This is a genomic window from Brevibacterium luteolum (assembly GCF_013004595.1).
Classification (GTDB): Bacteria; Actinomycetota; Actinomycetes; order Actinomycetales; family Brevibacteriaceae; genus Brevibacterium; species Brevibacterium luteolum.
The window spans coordinates 164,553-184,288 of the sequence record NZ_JABEMC010000003.1; the positions used below are offsets into that span (position 1 = coordinate 164,553).

General features: G+C 66.9%; 20 protein-coding genes and 1 riboswitch. Of the genes, 15 read left to right on the forward strand and 5 right to left on the reverse strand.

From position 1 onward, the window contains the following. The first annotated feature begins 287 nt into the window (after positions 1-287). The 8 genes from HLA91_RS06260 (at position 288) to HLA91_RS13660 (ending at position 7,162) form a co-directional block, all read left to right on the forward strand. Complete coding sequence (locus HLA91_RS06260) at positions 288-671, forward strand: hypothetical protein (protein ID WP_204514190.1); 384 nt, start codon at positions 288-290, stop codon at positions 669-671. A gap of 126 nt (positions 672-797) precedes the next feature. Further along, complete coding sequence (locus tag HLA91_RS06265) at positions 798-1,250, forward strand: GNAT family N-acetyltransferase (RefSeq protein WP_170273994.1); 453 nt, start codon at positions 798-800, stop codon at positions 1,248-1,250. 101 nt (positions 1,251-1,351) lie between these two features. Further along, positions 1,352-1,453: riboswitch (TPP riboswitch) on the forward strand. Then, complete coding sequence (gene thiO / locus HLA91_RS06270; protein ID WP_170273995.1) at positions 1,451-2,710, forward strand: glycine oxidase ThiO; 1,260 nt, start codon at positions 1,451-1,453, stop codon at positions 2,708-2,710. (Overlaps the previous riboswitch by 3 nt.) Then, a complete protein-coding gene (gene thiS / locus HLA91_RS06275; RefSeq protein WP_102159833.1) occupies positions 2,707-2,985 on the forward strand; it encodes a sulfur carrier protein ThiS in 279 nt (92 codons plus the stop codon). Before thiO ends, thiS begins: the two co-directional genes overlap by 4 nt. Before the next feature lie 5 nt (positions 2,986-2,990). Next, complete coding sequence (locus HLA91_RS06280; RefSeq protein ID WP_170273996.1) at positions 2,991-3,812, forward strand: thiazole synthase; 822 nt, start codon at positions 2,991-2,993, stop codon at positions 3,810-3,812. Further along, the gene (gene moeB, locus HLA91_RS06285; protein WP_170273997.1) at positions 3,809-4,990 is read left to right on the forward strand and encodes a molybdopterin-synthase adenylyltransferase MoeB; all 1,182 of its coding nucleotides are present in this window, start codon (positions 3,809-3,811) and stop codon (positions 4,988-4,990) included. The genes HLA91_RS06280 and moeB overlap by 4 nt, the downstream gene beginning before the upstream one ends. A 336-nt stretch (positions 4,991-5,326) precedes the next feature. Further along, positions 5,327-7,024 (forward strand): sodium:solute symporter family protein, encoded by a 1,698-nt coding sequence (locus HLA91_RS06290; protein ID WP_239557204.1) that lies wholly within the window; start codon positions 5,327-5,329, stop codon positions 7,022-7,024. A gap of 6 nt (positions 7,025-7,030) precedes the next feature. Continuing rightward, complete coding sequence (locus tag HLA91_RS13660) at positions 7,031-7,162, forward strand: putative transporter small subunit (protein WP_212754069.1); 132 nt, start codon at positions 7,031-7,033, stop codon at positions 7,160-7,162. An 84-nt stretch (positions 7,163-7,246) separates the two neighbouring features. Here HLA91_RS13660 and panC read toward each other — a convergent pair whose 3' ends face one another. Both panC and aztD read right to left on the reverse strand, forming a co-directional pair. After that, complete coding sequence (panC, locus tag HLA91_RS06295) at positions 7,247-8,149, reverse strand: pantoate--beta-alanine ligase (RefSeq protein ID WP_170273999.1); 903 nt, start codon at positions 8,147-8,149, stop codon at positions 7,247-7,249. A 172-nt stretch (positions 8,150-8,321) separates the two neighbouring features. After that, positions 8,322-9,677, reverse strand: coding sequence for a zinc metallochaperone AztD (gene aztD / locus HLA91_RS06300; RefSeq protein WP_180964662.1), 1,356 nt, complete (start codon positions 9,675-9,677; stop codon positions 8,322-8,324). A gap of 154 nt (positions 9,678-9,831) precedes the next feature. On the opposite strand from aztD, the gene HLA91_RS06305 reads away from it, so the two are divergent. The 3 genes from HLA91_RS06305 to chrA are packed head-to-tail and all read left to right on the forward strand — an operon-like array spanning position 9,832 to position 12,420. Next, the gene (locus HLA91_RS06305) at positions 9,832-10,467 is read left to right on the forward strand and encodes a hypothetical protein (RefSeq protein WP_170274000.1); all 636 of its coding nucleotides are present in this window, start codon (positions 9,832-9,834) and stop codon (positions 10,465-10,467) included. A gap of 7 nt (positions 10,468-10,474) precedes the next feature. After that, entirely contained in the window at positions 10,475-11,119 is a 645-nt protein-coding gene (locus HLA91_RS06310; RefSeq protein WP_204514189.1) for a GyrI-like domain-containing protein, read from the forward strand. Positions 11,120-11,169: 50 nt separating this feature from the next. After that, a complete protein-coding gene (chrA, locus tag HLA91_RS06315) occupies positions 11,170-12,420 on the forward strand; it encodes a chromate efflux transporter (RefSeq protein WP_170274001.1) in 1,251 nt (416 codons plus the stop codon). Positions 12,421-12,483: 63 nt separating this feature from the next. Here chrA and lysX read toward each other — a convergent pair whose 3' ends face one another. The 3 genes from lysX to HLA91_RS06330 form a co-directional block, all read right to left on the reverse strand. Further along, entirely contained in the window at positions 12,484-15,774 is a 3,291-nt protein-coding gene (gene lysX / locus HLA91_RS06320) for a bifunctional lysylphosphatidylglycerol synthetase/lysine--tRNA ligase LysX (protein ID WP_170274002.1), read from the reverse strand. Between the two features lie 154 nt (positions 15,775-15,928). Beyond that, the gene (locus tag HLA91_RS06325; RefSeq protein WP_170274003.1) at positions 15,929-16,192 is read right to left on the reverse strand and encodes a hypothetical protein; all 264 of its coding nucleotides are present in this window, start codon (positions 16,190-16,192) and stop codon (positions 15,929-15,931) included. Positions 16,193-16,265: 73 nt separating this feature from the next. Next, positions 16,266-16,682, reverse strand: a complete 417-nt coding sequence (locus HLA91_RS06330) for an acyl-CoA thioesterase (RefSeq protein WP_170274004.1) — start codon at positions 16,680-16,682, stop codon at positions 16,266-16,268. A 184-nt stretch (positions 16,683-16,866) separates the two neighbouring features. Between HLA91_RS06330 and HLA91_RS06335 the strand changes: the two genes are divergently transcribed. The 4 genes from HLA91_RS06335 to HLA91_RS06350 all read left to right on the forward strand — a co-directional run bounded on the left by HLA91_RS06335 (position 16,867) and on the right by HLA91_RS06350 (position 19,731). After that, the gene (locus HLA91_RS06335) at positions 16,867-17,265 is read left to right on the forward strand and encodes a TOBE domain-containing protein (RefSeq protein WP_170274005.1); all 399 of its coding nucleotides are present in this window, start codon (positions 16,867-16,869) and stop codon (positions 17,263-17,265) included. Between the two features lie 191 nt (positions 17,266-17,456). Further along, complete coding sequence (gene modA, locus HLA91_RS06340) at positions 17,457-18,245, forward strand: molybdate ABC transporter substrate-binding protein (RefSeq protein WP_170274006.1); 789 nt, start codon at positions 17,457-17,459, stop codon at positions 18,243-18,245. Next, on the forward strand, positions 18,242-19,027 hold the full coding sequence (locus HLA91_RS06345) for an ABC transporter permease (RefSeq protein ID WP_170274007.1): 786 nt from the start codon (positions 18,242-18,244) through the stop codon (positions 19,025-19,027). Before modA ends, HLA91_RS06345 begins: the two co-directional genes overlap by 4 nt. Then, positions 19,024-19,731, forward strand: coding sequence for an ABC transporter ATP-binding protein (locus tag HLA91_RS06350; protein ID WP_170274008.1), 708 nt, complete (start codon positions 19,024-19,026; stop codon positions 19,729-19,731). Before HLA91_RS06345 ends, HLA91_RS06350 begins: the two co-directional genes overlap by 4 nt. Positions 19,732-19,736: the final 5 nt, after the last annotated feature.

Sequence of the window (19,736 nt, forward strand, 5' to 3'; positions counted from 1 at the left end):
GCCCGGCTGACTTGAGACGGTGACAGGTGGGCACTGTCCTCGTATCGGGCACCTCGGCTTGTGCGCGGCATAGCTCACCGGATCGGCGCGTGCGCACTGCGTGCCAGCCGCTTTGCCGCGTTAAGAAAATTTGCTCACCCTGGAGCACTACTCGCTGAAAGCTCAAAGGAGCTGGCCGAACGGTACACAGTGCTCTTTCTGCAGTACAGGGTTCAAGGGAGCCGTGTGATGAGCAAAAACACTCTGTCGCGACCACCGCCGGACACGTAAGCTGAGACCATGTTGTCGTGGCGCAGCTGGCGGTCTTCATTCCCGCGGCTCTGGCCGTGGCGGCCTCGCCCGGTGCCGACAACCTGCTCGCGTTTCGCAACGGACTGCGCAGCGGTTTCAACAGGGCGGTGCTCGCACTCGCTGGCCGATTCACGGCGTTCCTGCCACCGTCCGTGGACACCAGCTCGAACCTCGCGGCCTCCGGCGTGCAGTTGGCTGTACTCGGCCTGCTGTACATCAGCTGCGAAGCGGCGATGGCCCCGCTCTGGGCAGGATCAGGAACGCTGCTCGCAGCGCGCGGCATCAAGAAGCGCACGCTGCGCCGATTCGACCAGGCGTCGGGAGGCGCGTTGGCAGCCTTCGGCGGCGGGGTGGGCGTGTCCGATCTCGCCCGTCGTTGACCCGACAAGAGTGAGGAATCACTGTCGATGAAAGGCCACAGTTGCAGCCATGCGCCGGCGACAGCACTGGCTATCGTCCGTCTTGGCCCAGCGGATTGGGAGACTCATCGTGCACTTCGGCTGGCGATGCTCAAGGACTCACCCGAGGCGTTCTGGGGCAGCTATGACGACGCCCTGCAGCTGAGCCCAGAGGACTGGCGAGCGCAGCTCACTGGTGCTCGCATCGTTCTGCACGTCCGCGATTGCGAAAGCGACGAACCGCTCGGATGCCTCGTACTGCTGCTTGAGGGGTACACCGAGGACATGCCGCTGGCCGAAGACGAGGCGATTCTCACCAAGATCTGGGTGCGTCCAGCCGCCCGAGGCAGGGGAGTGTCAGCCGCAATCGTGCGCGAAGCTGCGCGCCTGTCCGAGCAGCTGGGCAGACCGAGACTGCTGCTTGACGTCGATGACAGCAACGCGGCCGCAATCCGCTCCTACGAGCGCTTGGGCTTCCGTGCTACCGGCAACGGCTATCCGCGCGAAGGGACCGGCACACGCTGGGCTGAATACAGCGCCCATGCCTCGCAGCTGAGCTGACGACTTCTCATCTGCGTGCGTCTGTCGCGATGTGACCGCATTTCAGCCGCGAACTGCACAAAGACACTGCCGTATGTACACTGACGGCATCGATCAACGCTGATCGATCCTGCGGGAGCCCGGTGAGGGCTGAGAGGGCTTAAGCGCCGACCGCTGAACCTGATGCGGTTGAGACCGCCGGAGGAAAGGATGCATGCGCTATGCCCGTGCCAGCAGATGAGGCACACACTTTCACAGCAGACGTCGCCGTCGTCGGCGGTGGCATCATCGGCCTCGCCACTGCCTGGCGCCTCGCCCGTGCTGGTCTCAGCACAATCGTCATCGATCCGAGCCCGGGAACCGGTGCCAGCTTCGCCGCGGCAGGGATGATCGCCCCGGTCTCTGAGATGAGCTATCAGCATGAACGGCTCTTCGCCCTCATGCGCGACTCCGCTTCCGAATATCCAGCATTCGTCGCAGACCTTGAAGACGATGCACAGGCAGACGTCGACTACCGCGAGACCGAGACACTCGTCTGCGCTGCCGACCCCGCAGACCGGCAGGCGCTGGCGGATCTGCAGCAGTACCAGCAGGCCGCCGGCGGAGTAGTCGAAGCGCTGACCGGCCGTACCGCCCGGCGTCTCGAACCCGCCTTGAGCCCCTCGCTGTCCGGGGTGTTCCGCTCAGCCGGTGACCACCAGGTCAACCCGCGCCGCATCACCGCTGCCCTGCAGACCGTGCTGCCCACCATCATCCGGCAGATGGCCGTCGAACTCATCCGAGCTGAGAACAGCAGCGGGCCACTGGTGACCGGAGTCCGCCTCGACGACGGCAGAACCCTCACAACTCCGGTCACTGTGCTCGCCACCGGAGTGGCGCAGACGATCACGCTGCTGCCAAGGGAGCGCTCGCTGCCGCTGCGCCCGATCCGCGGTGAGGTGCTGCGCACCCGCCTGCCGGACGGTGCGCCGCCGCTGCTGGAGCGCACCATCCGCGGCATCGTCACAGGCCGTCCCATCTACCTCGTGCCGCGGGCCGATGGGGAGATCGTCATCGGTGCCACCAGCCGCGAAGACAACCGGGAAGGCCCCAGCGTCGAAGGCGTCGCACAGCTGCTGCGCGACGCCCAGCGCCTGGTGCCCGGCATCGGCGAGAGCGAACTGACCGAAGTCACCGCCCGCGCCCGGCCCGGCACCCACGACGACGCCCCCTACCTCGGCGCCTTGCCCACCGCTGAAGGCGACACTGTCGGGGGACTCATCGTTGCCAACGGGTTCTACCGGCACGGCATCCTGCTCACCCCGCTCGCCTCACGGCTGGCGGCCCAGCTCGTGCTGCACGAACTCGACCCGCAGGCCGTGCCCCGACCAGGCGGCAGTGCGGAGACCGCAGACACGGACTACCACCATCTGCAGACGATGGACCCGCGCCGCATCGCACATCACGCTGCAGAGAATCAGCCACAAGGAGGAAGACCATGACAGCGAACCACAGCCCTGCGACCCCGACGGAGTCAGAGGTGACGGTCACCATCAATGGAGAGACCCGCACGGCTCACGCGGACACGACGTTAAGCGACATCATCGCCGAGACCACCGGACGGCAGCTCCAGGCAGACGGAACCGCGGCAGACGGCCAGCGTCTCGGTATCGCCGTCGCCGTCGACGCGGCCGTGGTCCCGCGCAGCCGGTGGTCGTCCACCGGTCTGCGCGATGGACAGAACATCGAGATCATCACTGCGATGCAGGGAGGCTGAGCCCGATGACCCATACACCCGCACTGCCGCCGCTGAGCATCGACGGCGTCGAACTGAACTCACGCCTCATCATGGGCACCGGAGGCCTGAGCTCCCTGAGCGTCCTTGAAGACGCGCTCATCGCCTCAGGCACGGAACTCACCACCGTCGCCATGCGCCGCTACACCCCGCAGACCGGCGACAGCCTGTTCACCCTGCTTGAGCGCAACGATATCCGCATCCTGCCCAACACCGCCGGCTGCTACACCGCCCGCGACGCCATCCTCACCGCCGAACTCGGCCGCGAAGCGCTCGAGACCCACTGGGTCAAACTCGAGCTCATCGCCGATGAGGACACGCTGCTGCCCGATGTCGTCGAACTCGTCGACACGACCGAACAGCTGGCCAACCGCGGGTTCACCGTCTTCGCCTACACCTCCGACGACCCCGCCGTCGCCCGCCGACTCGAAGACGCCGGAGCCGCTGCCGTCATGCCGCTCGGCGCTCCCATCGGCTCCGGCCTGGGCATCCTCAATCCGCACAACATCGAACTCATCTGCGCCCGCGCCCGGGTACCGATCATCCTCGACGCCGGCATCGGCACCGCCTCAGAAGCCGCCCTGTCCATGGAGCTCGGCTGTGACGCCGTGCTGCTGGCCTCAGCCGTCACCCGCGCCCAGGACCCCGTCGCGATGGCCACCGCGATGCGCCACGCCGTCACCGCCGGCGGCCTCGCTGCCCGTGCCGGGCGCATCCCGGCCCGCCGGCACGCCATCGCCAGCTCACCGCAGGAGGGCATCATGACCCCGCTCGGGACTGCCGAACCGATCACCGAGGCGGCCTCATGACCGGCATAGGACCGCTCGCCGCCCCTGCCGACGGGTTGACCCAGGCTGAGGCGCACCGGGCCAGCCGCCACCTGAGCCTGCCCGGGTTCGGGATCGACGCCCAGCTGCGGCTCAAGAGCGCTCGCGTGCTCGTCATCGGCGCCGGTGGACTGGGCTCACCGGTGCTGCTCTACCTTGCAGCAGCCGGGGTCGGCACCATCGGCATCGTCGACGACGACACCGTCGAGGTCACCAATCTGCAGCGCCAGGTCATCCACACCACCGCCGACATCGGCCGTGCCAAGGCGACATCGGCAGCAGAGAAGATCACGAACCTCAATCCGCACGTCACCGTCGAGACGTTCATCGAACGGCTCAGTCCCGACAATGCCGCCGACCTGGTCGACGGCTGGGATGTCGTCATCGACGGCACCGACAACTTCGCCACCCGCTATGTCGCCTCAGATGCCTGCACGCTGGCCGGCGTGCCGTGCGTGTGGGGCTCGATCCTGCGCTTCAACGGGCAGGTCAGCGTCTTCTGGGCGGGACACGGTCCCACCTATCGCGACCTGCACCCCGAACCCCCGCCGCCTGGCGAAGTCCCCAGCTGCGCTGAAGGCGGCGTGCTCGGCGTGCTGCCGAGCACCATCGGCTCGGTCATGGCCACCGAGGCGATCAAGCTGCTCACCGGCATCGGCCAGCCGCTGCTCGGCCGCGTGCTGCTCTTCGACGCACTGACGATGAGCTGGCGCGAACTCGCTCTGGCCCCCGATCCCGACGCGGGCGAGGTCACCTCGATCGGCGAGCCCGCCGCCGAGGCGAACTGCCAGGCGCTGCCGCCCACCGCCTCGGGCACGGGGGAGAGCATGACACCCCGCGAGCTCAGCGCCCGCCTGGACGACGGCACCACCGTGGCCGTCGACGTGCGCGAACCGTGGGAGCGGGCGATCGCTGCCATCCCGCAGTCTGTGGCCGTCCCCCTCGGTGAGATCGAACAGCGCGGCTGGGACGCGCTGCCACCCACTGCAGCCGCAGCGACATACGTGTTCTGCTGCAAATCCGGGGTGCGTTCCCAGCAGGCGATCGATATCCTCCGCACACGAGCCGGGGATCAGCAGCCGGATCCGGAACTCGTGAATCTGGGTGGTGGGATCGACGCGTGGGCAGAGACCGTCGACGGGCAGATGGCGCGTTACTGAGGGCGTCTGACAGGGGAGAATACGGGTTTCTTTCCGACCGCGCCTTGCCCTACGCGCATAAGGGAAGCAGCGGAATCGAAAACCGGTTCTCAGACGCCGTCGATTCGAATCTCAGCGTTCTTTGTGCTTTTATCGAATGCGTGCCGAGGTCAAGTTCTGGCTTCGGCGCCGTTCTGCGCCGAGAACGTCTGATGTGATCGGATGCGCCGGCGCAGACGCCGCCCTCGTCGCCTGCGAAACGGAGAATCTGTGCCGCCGTCTTCTGATACTTCACACCTTGTCCAACTCGGCATCCCCGGCCTCGTGCTGCTACTTCTGCTGTTCTACGGCGGAACCATGTGGATGTCGATGGCGATATCGAAGAGGAAGGAGAACGCAGACGATTACATGACCGCCGGCAACCGGATCGGCTTCGGCATCTCCGCAGCTTCGATGACCGCGACCTGGATCTGGGCCTCGTCGATGTACGCCTCGGTCACCGCCGGATACACCTACGGTGTCTCGGGCCCGATCCACTACGGGCTGTGGGGCGCGCTCATGATCCTGTTCATCTACCCCTTCGGCCGCCGTATCCGCGCCGTCGCCCCGCGCGCCCACACACTGGCCGAGGTGATGTACGCCCGCCACGGCCGGTCCTCGCAGCTCATGCTCGCCGGATCCAACGTTCTCGGCTCGGTCATCTCGCTGACCTCGAATTTCATCGCCGGCGGTGCGATCATCTCGCTTCTGTCACCCATCAGCTTCGGCGGCGGCATCATCATCGTCGCCGCAGGCGTGCTGCTGTACACCCTGTGGTCGGGTTTCCGCGCTTCGGTGCTGACCGATTTCGCCCAGGTGTGCGCAATGCTCGGCGCGACCGTCATCATCATTCCGATCGTGTTCTTCGCCGCCGGCGGACCGGACATGTTCGAAGCCGGCCGTGCGGCCGGCAACGTCACCGCCGCCCAGGAGAGCTTCTTCTCCTCTGAGGCGTTCATGAACCAGGGCGCGCCCTACATCGCTGCCGTCCTCGCCTACGCGATCGGCAACCAGACGATCGCCCAGCGGTTGTTCGCCGTGCGCGAGGACCTCATCAAGCCGACCTTCGTCACCGCCACCATCGGCTACGGCGCCTCGGTCATCGGCATCGGCATGATCGGCGTCATGGCCCTCTACCTCGGTGTGCAGCCGCTCGATGGAGACGTCAACAACCTGCTCCCGCAGATGGCCGCCACCTACCTGCCGGCCATCCTCGTCGCCGTCGCGTTCATCATGATCATCGGCTCACTGTCCTCGACAGCCGACTCCGATCTGTCGGCGCTCAGCTCGATCGTCATGACCGACATCTACGGCCAATCCGTCGGCCGCCGCAACGCTGACCCACGCACCATGCTGCTCATCGGCCGGGTGACGATGATCGTCGCCACCGGTGCCGCGCTGTACTTCGCGACAGCCCGGTTCAACATCCTCGACCTGCTCGTCTTCGTCGGTGCGCTGTGGGGCTGCCTCGTCTTCCCCGTCATCGCCTCGTTCTACTGGAAGAAGGTCACCAACCGCGCCTTCACCGTCTCCGTGCTCGCGGCACTGGCAGTCTTCATCCCCGTGCGCTTCGAACTCATCCCGGTCACCGGTGCGTGGGCGATCATCGTCGAGGCGCTGGCGATCATCGGCGTCGGAGTGGTGCTCGGCATCATGGCCTTCGGGTTCTTCGGACTCCGCCCGGCGATCATCGTCGGTGCTCTCGCCACTGTCGCCACGGGTTTCGTCGGCTTCGGGTTCCTGCGCGACTACACGGTGCTCTCGGCATCCCTGGTCGCCTACGCAGTGTCCTTCCTCGTGTGCTGGTCGATGTCCGTGCGCTCGAACCAGGACTTCGACTTCGGCATCATCCAGCGCGTCACCGGTGACTTCGACCCCAGCGACGAGACCGAGGACGCTGATCTCGACGCCGAGCTGCGCGAACTCCAGGACGAGGACGAGAAGGCAGCCGATGACGGCCCGTTCGAGACCTCCAGCCACCGCACCACCCGCAACGACTCCGATCAGAGGAAGTGATCACAGATGTCCATTTCGATCCTGACCCTGTACGTGCTCATGTGGCCGGTCATCGTCGCCGGAGTGCTGTTCTTCATCGTCAAGGGATTCATCTCCGACATCCGTTCTGCACGTAAGCACGACGACATGGTCATCTGACCAAGGCTCACTTTTAGCGGGCGGCAGGCAGCCAGAGCTGCCTGCCGCCCGCTATTCAGTGTGCTGAAGAAGCGCCTGAGGGACTCAGTCCACGGGACGATTGACACCGAGCAGAGTTCCGGGCTCGAGCATGAGATTGTCGATCAGCCGCACACTGCCGACATAGGCGGCAATGAGTGCCAGCGCCGGAAGTTCCGTCGTGGCCTCCAATGTCGCCGGGTCGACGACTTCGAGATAGTCGAGCGTGACATCCGGGGTGCTGTGGACCTGCTGGCGCAGCCCGTCGAGATCCCAGTCGCGGCCGGCCTGCGCGCGCTCCTGCAGCGCAAACAGCGCCTTCGACAGGGCCAGTGCCGACTCCTCCTGCTCGGAGCTGAGCAGCAGGTTCCGACTCGACATCGCCAGACCCGCCTCGGTCCGCTGAGTCGGGACCGGCTCGATGGCGACCGGGAAGTTCATATCGGCGACCATCCGTTTGACGATCATCACCTGCTGGGCGTCCTTCTCCCCGAAGTACGCGTGCAGCCGCGCAGGACCCGGCGGATCGAAGATGTTGAACAGCTTCGCCACGACGGTCGCCACCCCGTCGAAGTGACTTGGCCGTGACGCACCTTCCAAAGTGGTGCCCATCCGGCCGGAAGTCACCCGGATCATCGGAGCATCCGGATAACCGGGATACATCTCCTCAACCGTGGGCGCGAATACGATGTCAACCCCGTTGTCCTGCATCGTCTGGCAGTCCCCGTCGAGATCCCGCGGATAGCGCTCAAGATCCAGCGGCGACTCGAACTGCAGCGGGTTGACGAACAGCGAGGCAACGACCACCTCGTGAACGGCACTGGCCGCCCGCATGAGAGCGGCGTGCCCGCCGTGCAGGGCGCCCATCGTGGGGATGAGTCCGACCGAGGCAGCGTCACGGTCGCGGATGAGTTCGGCCATCTCCGAACGCAGCTCGGCAACGGTGCGGGTGATGATGAGCTCAGACATGTCACGTCCCAGGGTCGGTCGGGGAGGTCGGCTCAAGCCTATCGTCTGCCAGCACTCCAAACAGGATCGCGTCGCGCGCCTCGGGTCGTGTAGCTGAATGCAGCTGTCCGCAGCCGCAGGCCCAGGGGATAGGGCCCGCGGTTGCGGACAGGCAGCGCTGAACGCTCAGCGCTCAGTGGTTGTGACCGTCATCCTCATGATCATGGTCGTGGTCATGATCGTGGTCGTGGCCGTCCTCATGACCATGGTCGTGATCGTGTTCCTCAGCACCAGCCGGAACCTCGCCGGAAGCGGTGGCGATCTCACCGGGAACCTCAGGCAGGTCGATGCTGCCGGTGACCGTGCCATCAGCAAGGTCGACGATGTGCAGCTTCTTGGCCTCAGGCTCGGTGACGTACACGTTCTCACCGGAGACATGGACGGTCGGCTGCGGCTGCTGCCAGTCCTTCGGCTCCTCCCATTCACCGGTCACCGGGATCTCCTTGTCGATCTTCCCGGACTCCGGATCGATGACGCGCAGAGTTCCGTCGGTGCCGTGGACGAGCGCCTCGCCCTCGGCACCGCGGCCGAGGGAGCGGAACGAGTAGGCCGCCGGCAGGTCGACGAGTTTCAGCTTCCCGCTCGTCGTGTCGGTCAGGGTCACCCGCGTGGGACGCTCGACCTCGGCCTCGGGATCGGTCTTGTAGTCACCGAGCACCACAGGGGAGTCCTCGTGTCCGCGCTGGTTGCCGATCCGGCCGTGCTCATCAGGGGAGTCGACCTTGGAGATCTCATCGCCCTTGATGATGAGCAGGCCGTTCTCACAGCCGACGGTGATGACACCGTCCTTGACGGCAGCCTCACCGTGCACGCCCGGGCAGTCGCTGTTCTCAGCGATCTCCTTGCCCTCGCCATCGCGGATGACGACACCGGTACGGGTGTCCTCATTGCCGACGGTGTGGATCATGGAACCGTCGGCGCGCACGACAGCGACACCGTGATGGGCTTCCTTGGCTTGGGTCTTCTCCGTCTTGATCGGCGCATCAGCGGAGAGTTCGGCGGGATCGAAAGAGTGAATCTCACCGGTGCCGTCGAAGAACGCGACCGAGGTGCCGTCGTGGTTGACGAGGTGGCCCGGGTGGCTGCCCTCGATCCGCTGGTCGGTCAGCAGCGGGTCGGTGGTGTAGGAGTGCGAATGATCGCCGTGCGGTTCGGACCACGTGCCCATGTCGAGCAGCCGGAAGGAGTCGCCTTCGGTGAGGAACAGATGCCGGTTGTCGCCGGCGGAGTTGAGGCGGGTGAAGCCTTCGGCCTCGAAGGTGCCGAGCACCTTCTGGGAATCACCGTCGAGGACCATGACGCCGCCGTCATAGGTCAGGGCGATGCGCTCAGCCGGGCCGGCGGTCTCTGCCGTCTGCCGCTCAGTGGGCTCGGGGGACTGGCCGGCATCGTTCGAGGTGGAGTTCCCGCAGCCGGCGAGCACTGCCAGTGACAGCGCCGCAGCCGAGGCGGTGAGGAGGGATGGGATGCGTGATGCGTGGAGAGTCATGCCGGTCATGGTGGCAGGGCGCGGGGGATATTGTCATAGCTTCATGTGCGCATCAGCGCCCGGGATCAGCGCTTACGATGAGAGCAGATCTGACCGCCGCCGGCCCGTGGGCTGCCGAGAGGGACCGGCATCGACGAGAACGGATGCATACAGCATGTGGGGTTCCTATCCCGAGTGGATCTCAGCGATCACCGCCATCGGTGCGCTCATCTTTGCCGCAACGGCATGGATCCGGGCGAAGAAGATGCTGCAGCTGGAGCAGCGCCGCGAGGGCAAGGCACTCGACCGCGAACGCGAGCGCCAGGCGCGGTGCATCGCCGCCTGGGTGGTGGGAGTGCGCTGGCTGCCCGAGGTGAAGGAACGGGTCATGGAGAGGGACCGGAAGTATCGCGACGATGAGGAGGGCGAGCCATCCGGGGTCGGGGTGATGATCGCGAACTCCTCCGATGCCCCTGTCTATGACGTCCGTGTCGAGTTCGGCAACCCGACGGACACGGATGTCGCTGCTGTCCGAGCCGAGGTGCCGACACTGCCGCCGGGACAGTGGATCAAGGTCCTGCGAGAGCATGCACGGCAGCGGATCCTCACGAGCGCAGCCGAGGAGCTCGACGCTCTGGACCATCAGCGCTCATGGGTGTTCCTGCAGGGGGAGCACTCGTTTGAGAGCACGACCCCGCTGGCAGACGCGCGCAAGTACGGGGTCGTCGGAATCGAGTTCACCGACTCGCGCGAGAACCGCTGGCGACGCGATGTCCGCGGCCGGCTCACGCTCACCGAACCGCGGCAGTGACGGGCAGATGGGAGAGGCCGCTGTGAGCGCCAAGGTCGACTTCAAGAAGACGATGGAGCGCTACCGCGCACGCTCCGGCCGATTCGACCGGCTCGACGTGCCGGCGACGACCTATCTCATGCTCGACGGTGCCGGCGACCCGAACACGTCAGCGGCTTTCACTGCGGCCATCGAGGTCCTCTACCCGGTGGCCTACACACTGAAGTTCCATTCGAGGGACACGTATGGCCGCGACTATGTCGTCCCACCGCTGGAGGGTCGCTGGTGGGCTGAGGACATGACAGCCTTCACCACCGCCCGGGACGAGACGCAGTGGCAGTGGACGCTCATGCTCATGGTTCCCGACTGGCTCACCGCAGACGATATCGATGCTGCGATCACTGCGGTACGCCGGAAAGCAGAGAAGAAGGGCCGAGCGCTCCCGCTCATCGGCAGTCTGCGCGCAGGCGAGTTTGCGGAGGGCACATGCTTTCAGACCCTGCACATCGGCAGCTTCGATGACGAAGCCGGCGTGCTGGCCGAACTGCACGAGACGGTGATTCCCGCCGCTGGCATGCAGCCCAGCGGCCGGCATCACGAGATCTACCTGTCCGACTTCCGGCGCACCGCACCTGAGCGGCGCCGGACCATCCTGCGTCAGCCCGTGCGCTGACGCCGGCGTCGTTCGCCTGGAGTTCACCTGCCTGACGTTGAATAGCGGGCATGCCAGCTTCCGCCTCATCGCCTGACCGCCAGCCCACCTCCGAGCCTGCACACCGGGGTTCCGTGACCGAGGTGTTCTGGGTCTTCCTGCGGTTGGGGCTCACCTCCTTCGGCGGTCCGGTCGCCCACCTCGGGTACTTCCGTGAGGCCTTCGTCGAGCGCCGCCGCTGGCTCAGCGACCGCGCTTATGCCGATCTCGTCGCGCTGTGCCAGTTCCTGCCGGGCCCGGCCTCCAGCCAGGTCGGCATGGCGCTGGGCCTCAAGCGCGCCGGCTTCGCCGGCATGCTCGCCGCCTGGATCGCCTTCACCCTGCCCTCTGCCCTCGTGCTGGCGGCCTTCGGGTTCGGCATCCATGCACTCGGCGACCTCGGAGATGCCGGCTGGCTCACCGGCCTGAAGGTCGCAGCCGTGGCCGTCGTCGCGCATGCGGTGCTCGGCATGGCGCGCTCGCTGGTTCCCGACGCACCGCGGGCGAGCCTCGCGGTCGCCGCCCTGGCCATCGCCCTGCTCGTGCCCACCGCATGGGCGCAGGTCGCTGCGATCGTCCTCGCCGGCATCGCCGGGCTCATCTGGCTGCGTCCGGCCGACCCCGAGGCGGCAGACGCCTCAGGCGGGCAGGGGCACCCGTTCCGGGTGCGTGTGCCGATGCCGGTGGCCGCCGGCAGCCTCATCCTCTTCGCCGTCCTGCTCATCGGGCTGCCGGCCATCGCGCGGCTCACCGGCAGCGATGCGCTGCAGCTGGCAGATGTGTTCTACCGCTCCGGCGCGCTCGTGTTCGGCGGCGGGCATGTCGTGCTGCCGCTGCTGCAGGCCGAACTCGTGCCCGCCGGGATTGTGTCAGGCGATGCCTTCCTCGCAGGCTACGGAGCCGCCCAGGCGGTGCCCGGCCCGCTGTTCACCTTCGCCGCCTACCTCGGCACGGTGAGCACCACCTCGGCGACGGGAGCGGTGGGCGCGGCGATCGCGCTGGGCGCGGTCTTCCTGCCGGCAGCGCTGCTCGTCATCGGCACGCTGCCGCTGTGGCAGGCGCTTGCCGGGCACCGGCTGGCCCGCCGCGTGCTCTCCGGGGTCAACGCAGGTGTCGTCGGCATCCTCGCAGCAGCCCTTTATCACCCGGTCTTCACCACCGCGATCACCTCACCGCTGACGCTCGTCCTCGGCGCGGCAGCATTCGTCGCCCTCAGTGCCTGGAGAGCCCCGGCCTGGGTAGTTGTCATCGCTGCGGGCCTTGCCGGGGTCGTCCTGCTGTAGGGGCTCAGCGCTCATCAGACCGGCGGCGACCCGGCAGCCAGGTGCGGTACCGACTGAAGGGCCTCAGCGCCGGGGCCGGACGAACGGGAAGGTCAGAACCTCCCGGACGGTCGTATCGGTCATGAGCATGACGAGCCGGTCCATGCCGATGCCCAGACCGCCTGCCGGCGGCATACCAGCTTCGAGGGCGGCGAGGAAGTCCTCATCGATCTCCATGGCCTCGGCATCACCATGGGCGGCCTTCCACGACTGCTCAGTCAGGCGGCGGCGCTGTTCGATGGGATCGGCCAGTTCCGAATACGCTGTTCCGACCTCCATGCCGTTGATGACGAGGTCCCAGCGTTCGACCAGACCCGGCTTGGAACGATGCGGTCCGGTCAGCGGCGACGACTCAGCAGGGAAATCGCAGTAGAAGGTCGGGGTGACGGTCTCGGCTTCGACCAGTTCGCCGTAGAGCTCCTCGATGATCGCTCCGGGACCCATCGTCGGAGTCAGCTCGATGCCGTGGGCGCGGGCGAGCTCCATGAGGACCTCCATATCGGTGTCCAGAGAGATCGGTGTGTCCAGTCTCTGCGACAGTGCCTCGCACACCGGCACCAGTGGCCAGTCACCGGAGACATCGGTCAGCTCTTTGAGCGGAGCTCCGCTGTCATCAGCCTCTCCGGTGAGCAGCGGCAGCTGCGGGCTGCCGTGGATGGATGCTGCGACCGTCTGGATGAGGTGCTGGGTCAGGTGGGCCATATCGACATAGTCGGAGAACGGCTCATAGGCCTCGAGCGCGGTGAACTCCGGGTTGTGGGTGGCATCGGCACCCTCATTGCGGAAGTTGCGCGACAGCTCGAAGATCGGCCCGGAACCTGCCACGAGGAGACGCTTGAGGTACAGCTCTGGGGCGATGCGCAGGGTCAGCGGAGTCGAATAGGCGTTGATGTAGGTGTGGAAGGGCCGGGCAGTCGCACCGCCGTGAACGGTGTTGAGCACCGGCGTCTCGACCTCGGCGAAGCCGCGCTCGGTCAGCACCCGGCGGGTGGTCGCCATCACCTGCGACCGCGTTTCGAGCAGGCGCAGCGCTGCCGGGTTGACGAGCAGATCGAGAGATCGGTGCCGGGCCCGGAACTCCGCATTGCCGATGCCCTCGAACGGGATCGGCACAAGCGCCTTGGCCGCCGGCGTCAGCCCGGTGGCGAGCACCGACGGGGTGCCGGTGCGTGAGCGCCCCCGCCGGCCGGTGACCACGACGATGTCACCGGTGTCGAGAGCATCGGTGAGTGCCGCGAAGTCACCGTCGAGGCTGTCGCGCTCGAGCACCACCTGCACGGTCACGTCACGGTCGATGAGGTCGGCGAAGACGACACCGCCGTGCCGGCGCAGATGCCGGATCCGGCCGCTGACCGGCACCTCGTCGGGCCACGCATCGATCCCGCCGACCTCGGCCAGCGACCGCTGTGCCCGCAGCCCGATCGGATACGGCGGCAGGCCGGCCGCCTGCAGCTGCGCGGCGTGGGCGATGCGGTGCTGCGTCACCGGTGCACGGCGGGCCTGCTGCGGCATCCGCTCAGCCCGCACCGCGCTCAGCGCTGCGCTGAGCTCCTGCAGCTCGGAGTCGTTGAGTTCACCACCGGCTGCCGGCCGGCCGAACACCTCCGGCAGGAAGCCCTCCGCCATCGAGAAGGCCAGCGCGGCCGGGGCGAGGGCACCGGAGACCGGTACGCACAGATAGCGCGGACGCCAGTCGGGCAGGTACTTCTTGTTCGAGCGGTACAGCGATTCGAGCTGAAAGTAGCGGTCCAAGAAGCCGAGCAGCCGGGACTGGAAGTCAACGCTCGGCCTGCGTCCGACGCGTTCGGCTTCGGAGAACACGCGGCGAAACATCACGAAGTTGAGCGACACCTCGTTGATGCCGTGCTCCTCAGCCCAGCCGACGAGTGCTGCGACCATCGCCTCGGTGATGCCGTTGGGGGCCAGCCGGCGGTCATGGCGCATGACATCGAGACTCAGCCCAGAGCCGACGGGAACGAAGCTCAGCAGCCCGACCGGCCCCTCGGCGCCGGCGGCGGTGACGATGACGGTGTCAGCGTCAGCGGGATCGCCCCAGCGATTCAGCGCCATCGTGAACCCGCGGTCGGCCTCCCCGCCACGCCACCTCTCAGCGCACCGGCCCCACTCCTGCAGCTCCGCGGTGGGCAGCTCGGAGAGCCGCCTGACCTGGATCGACACACCGGCCCGGGCGACGCGCTTGGCGGCGCGGGCGACCTCAGCCAGGCCTGAGAGGTGCAGATCGAACTGCTGCGGGCGGATGATCGCCTCATCGCCCATCGGGATGATCGAGAAGCCGCGTGCGGCGAAGGCGCGGGCGCCGGCTTCGGAGACCGAACAGGCCACCGGGACCTGCCCGAAGGAGTGGGCGTGGGCGATCCAGCGATCGACCGCCTGCCCCCAATGCGCCGGATTGCCCAGCGGGTCCCCGCCGGCGAGGCTGTGGGAGCCCTGCTGGCGGAAGGTCACCGCGGCGTCGTCACCGGGGGAGAAGATCGCATCCCGGTCGCGGCGGGTGGCGAAGTACGCCAGCGAGTCCTCACCCGGGAAGCGCTCGAGGAGGGTGCGCAGCCGGATTTCCTGCGCCGCATGCCAGGAGCCCGGCGTGCGGGTCGGCCGCAGCAGCACGTAGACGGTGAGGAAGATCGTCACCGCCGTCAGCGTCGAGATCGTCACCGGCACCCAGAACGGCAGATGCCTGACATCGAACTGGTCGGGATCACCCGCCGAGAAGGCCCGCAGCAGTGCAGCGGTCACCGCGTCGAAGCCGAACTCGGCATCGTGGATCGTCAGCGCCGAGGCGATGACGGCGTAGGCAAGGGTGACGAGGCCGCCGATGATGAAGACGATGCTCGCGCGCAGCCCGGCGGTGAAGCCGACGCGGGCGGGGAACATCGGCAGCAGCCAGATGCCCAGGGCGATGATCGCCAGTGAGGCGATGAGGCTGAGGATGTGCAGACTGACGATCGCGACGAGCATCGCCGTGGTCTCGATGCCGAGGTGGTCGTTGGCGGCGGCGACGAGGACACCGCTGGCGGCGAGCAGGCCGAGGAGCTCGAAGGCGATGATGATGCCCAGTGCCAGCCGCATCCGCCGCATGAGCATCCACGCCAGGATGAACAGGGTGACGATCGATGCCGGGTTCGGTGCCAGCGGCGTGATGAAGGTGCCGAACACGATGCCCGGCCAGAAGCCCAGTCCCGGCGCCAGCCGATCGAGCAGCCAGATCGCCAGCGCGCAGAAGGCGGCAGCGAGATAGACGCTTGTAAGGATGCGGGAGGCGCGCTCGCGGCGCGGGGAAAACGGTGCAGAGTGCATATGGAGGATTCGCTATCGGGTCAGCAGCGGGAGGGGACAGGGCGAGGCGGCGCGTCGGAGCGCGCTGCTTCACTGTAGCGAATCCCGCTGGGAGACCCGGTGGGCAGCAGCAGAGCCCGCCGGTGATCCGACGGGCTCTGCCCAGTGCTGCGATTCAGTGCCGCCAGGTGTCGACGGGTGGATCGCCTTCGGTCTTGCTGATGATGAGGTGGGTGCCGTCTTCCTGCAGAATCGCCTCATCTCCGTGTGCTGCCGCAGTCGCGGCAGTGCGCGCCTCGGAATCGTCTTCGACATAGCCGACGCGTTCGCCCTTGCCGACCTGCGCGTCGCCAAGCACCTTCTCGGCGGCCTCTTCGATCTTGTCGAGGCCCTTCGAGCCTGAGCTGCTCGATTCCTGTCCGCTCTTCGTCATGGTCATCGCCTCCTTCGTTCATCCAGCTTATGCCGACACTCACGCGCTTGGAAACCTCAACGGGCGTGTCGGTGACCGCTCAGCTCAGGGTGTCGAAGAACTCCCGCGCTGCATCGTCGAACGGTTCGGAGCGGCGGGTGCTTGTGCGGATCTGCACCATCACCGATTCGGCTCGCGCACACACGGCCTCGTCGACGACGATCACCTGTTCGACCGTCAGCGAGGAGGAGCCGACCCGGCTGATCCGGCTGCCAATCGTCACGGTGCCCGGCCAGTGGACTTCCTGCAGATAGTCGATCGTGATCCGCGCGAGCACGAATTCGCGGTCGGCGACCTCGGCGTGCTGCTCGATCTGGGAGATGATCTCGACGCGACCGGTTTCGAAGAACGTCGCGAAGACCGCGTTGTTGATGTGGCCCTGTCTGTCGGTGTCGGAATAGCGCAGCTTGTCCGTCGTGGTGAGCGGAAAATCCGCTGGAGAGAGATCGTCGTGCATACCCCCATCGTGGCACAGTGGAGAGCAGCATCGAGGCCATCCTCTTGCCGGGAGCGGTCCGCATGTCGGCTCATGTGTGCAGCGGATGAAATCCGCTATATAGTCAGGTCTGCATGTGACGTGCTGGCGTGGCAGAATGATTGAAGCCTGAACCAGTCACCCCGATCAATGGAAAGGCGGAGCCATGGCTGATCTGCGGATCTCCAATGCTGCTTTGTTCATGGGGGTCAGTGATGACACCCTTCGCCGGTGGATCCACGCCGGAAAGCTCTCCCAGCGCCTCGACAGCAGCGGGCGCGCCGTCGTCGATGGAGCTGAACTCGCCGAGCTGGCCCGCGCGACCGCGGTCGTGCCGAAGGATCCGGCCGCTGTGCAGTCCTCGGCCCGCAACCGGTTCGTCGGTCTCGTCACCGCCGTGAAGAAGGACGGCGTCATGGCCCAGGTCGATGTTCAGTGCGGTCCGTACCGGGTCGTCTCGCTCATGTCGGCCGAGGCCGTCGAGGAGCTTGAGCTCACCGTCGGCGACGTCACAACCGCCGTCGTCAAGGCCACCCAGGTGCTGCTGGAGATGCCGAAGCGCTGACTCGGGTGCGGCGCGTGTGTGCAGGCGCACCCGCCCAGACCTCTATAGATCCGCATCTGCGGGTCGAGATGAAAAGAGACTCTTAATCATCGTGTGGAATCCTGCACATCGAACGCACATGCAGTGCTACGGTGTGCTCAAGCTGGCGCGGACTGCTGCCAGCATGGACACGCAGCAAGGGAGCCACACTCATGAAATCGACGCTCATCACCACCGGTGCGCTCACGGCGGCTGCCGCCCTCATGCTCAGCGCCTGCTCCCGCGGATCCGGCAACAGCGCCGGGTCAGGCATCGGCGCCGAGTCCGACGGCGGCTCCATCACCGTCTTCGCCGCCGCCTCGCTCAACCAGGTCTTCGCCGACCTCGGCGAGTCCTTCGAGGAGGAGACCGGGACCTCCGTCGACTTCTCCTTCGGCGGTTCCTCCGACCTCGTCGCCCAGATGCAGGCCGGGGCGCCGGCCGATGTGTTCGCCTCCGCCAATGAGAAGAACATGGACAAGATGACTGATGAGGACCTGATGGAAGACCAGCCGCAGATGTTCGCCACCAACACCCTCACCATCGTCACCGCCCCGGACAATCCCAGGGGCGTTGAAGACCTGCACAGCCTGAGCGCCGATGACATCTCACTGGTCATCTGCGCACCCGAGGTGCCCTGCGGTGCCGCCACCCAGGAGGTCGCCGAACTCGCCGACGTCGAGCTCAAGCCGGTGAGTGAGGAGAACGCCGTGACCGATGTGCTCGGCAAGGTCACCTCAGGCCAGGCTGACGCCGGACTCGTGTACGTCACCGACGCCACCGGTGCCGGCGATGACGTCACCGCCGTCGACTTCCCGGAGTCCTCCGATGTCATCAACGACTACCCGATCGGTGTGCTGAAGTCCTCGGAGAACGCCGAGGCCGCCCAGCAGTGGGTCGACTACGTGCTCTCCGACACCGGCCGGGAAGCGCTGGCTGACGCCGGCTTCGGCGCACCGTGAGTCACGCTGGTCTGCCGCGCTGGCTGTGGCTGCCCGCAGCCTGCGGGGCGGCCATCGTCATCGTGCCCATCATTGGGCTGCTGACGCAGGTGCCCTACGCGTCCCTGTGGGAGCTCATCAGCTCGGATTCGGCGCTGACTGCCCTGCGCCTGTCGCTGCAGACCTCGCTGGCGGCTACTGTGCTGTGCGTGCTCGGCGGAGTGCCGCTGGCCTTCGTGCTGGCCCGCACCCGGTTCCCCGGCCGGCGAGTGCTGCGCTCGCTGGGCCTGCTGCCCTTGGTGCTGCCGCCGGTCGTCGGCGGCATCGCACTGCTGTACACCTTCGGGCGCGTGGGCCTCATCGGCCGCTACCTCGAAGCAGGCGGCATCTCGATCGCCTTCACCGGCATCGCTGTCGTGCTCGCCCAGACCTTCGTGTCGCTGCCCTTCATGGTCATGACGCTTGAAGGCGCGTTGCGCAGCACCGACCCGCGCTATGAGCGCATCGCCGCGGGCCTGGGTGCCAGCCCCACCCGCACTCTGCTGACGGTGACGATACCGGTGCTCGCCCCAGCCCTCGCCTCGGGCACGGTGCTGTGCTTCGCCCGGGCACTCGGCGAGTTCGGCGCCACCCTGACCTTTGCCGGATCGCTGCAGGGCAGCACCCGCACGATGCCGCTGGAGATCTACCTGGCCCGCGAAACCGACCCGGCCCAGGCGATCGCGCTGTCGGTTGTGCTCATGATCATCGCCTTCACTATCGTCGTGGCCACCTACCGCACCCCGAAGCAGGCGCGCGCATGAGCGAACTGCATGCTGAGATCACCCTGCCGGCTCGCGGACTCGACATCGACATCGCGGTCCCGGCCAGCTCGACGACTGCCCTCATCGGGCCAAATGGGGCCGGGAAGTCGACGACCTTCGATGTGCTCTCCGGGCTGCTGACCCCGCCCGAGGCGGAGATCACCCTGAGTGATCGCCCGATTGTGCGCACCACAGGCCGGAAGGTGCGGGTGCCGTCTCACAAACGCGGGATCGTGCAGCTGGCGCAGGCCCCGCTGCTGTTTCCCACCATGACGGTTGCCGACAACGTCGCCTTCGCGCTGCGCTGCCGTGGGGTGGCCCGGCGCGACGCCCACGCCCGGGCGGTGGAGATGCTTGAGCGCGTCGATCTGACCGGTATGGAGGACAGGCGGCCGCACCAGCTCTCCGGCGGTCAGGCGCAGCGGGCGGCGATCGCCCGGGCTGCGATCGCTGAGCCGGATCTGCTGCTGCTCGATGAGCCGATGTCAGCCCTCGACCGCGACAGTGTCCCGCACATCCGCGCGCTGCTGGCCGAGCTGCTCGGTGATGCCACCGCGCTGCTCATCAGTCATGATCGGGCCGATGTCGAGGCGCTGGCCGACCGGGTCATCGTGCTCGACGACGGAGCGGTCGTCCAGACGGGGACCACAGCCGAAGTGGCGGCGAACCCGGTGCCCGGATTCGCCAGCCGCTTCTTCAGCTGACGCGC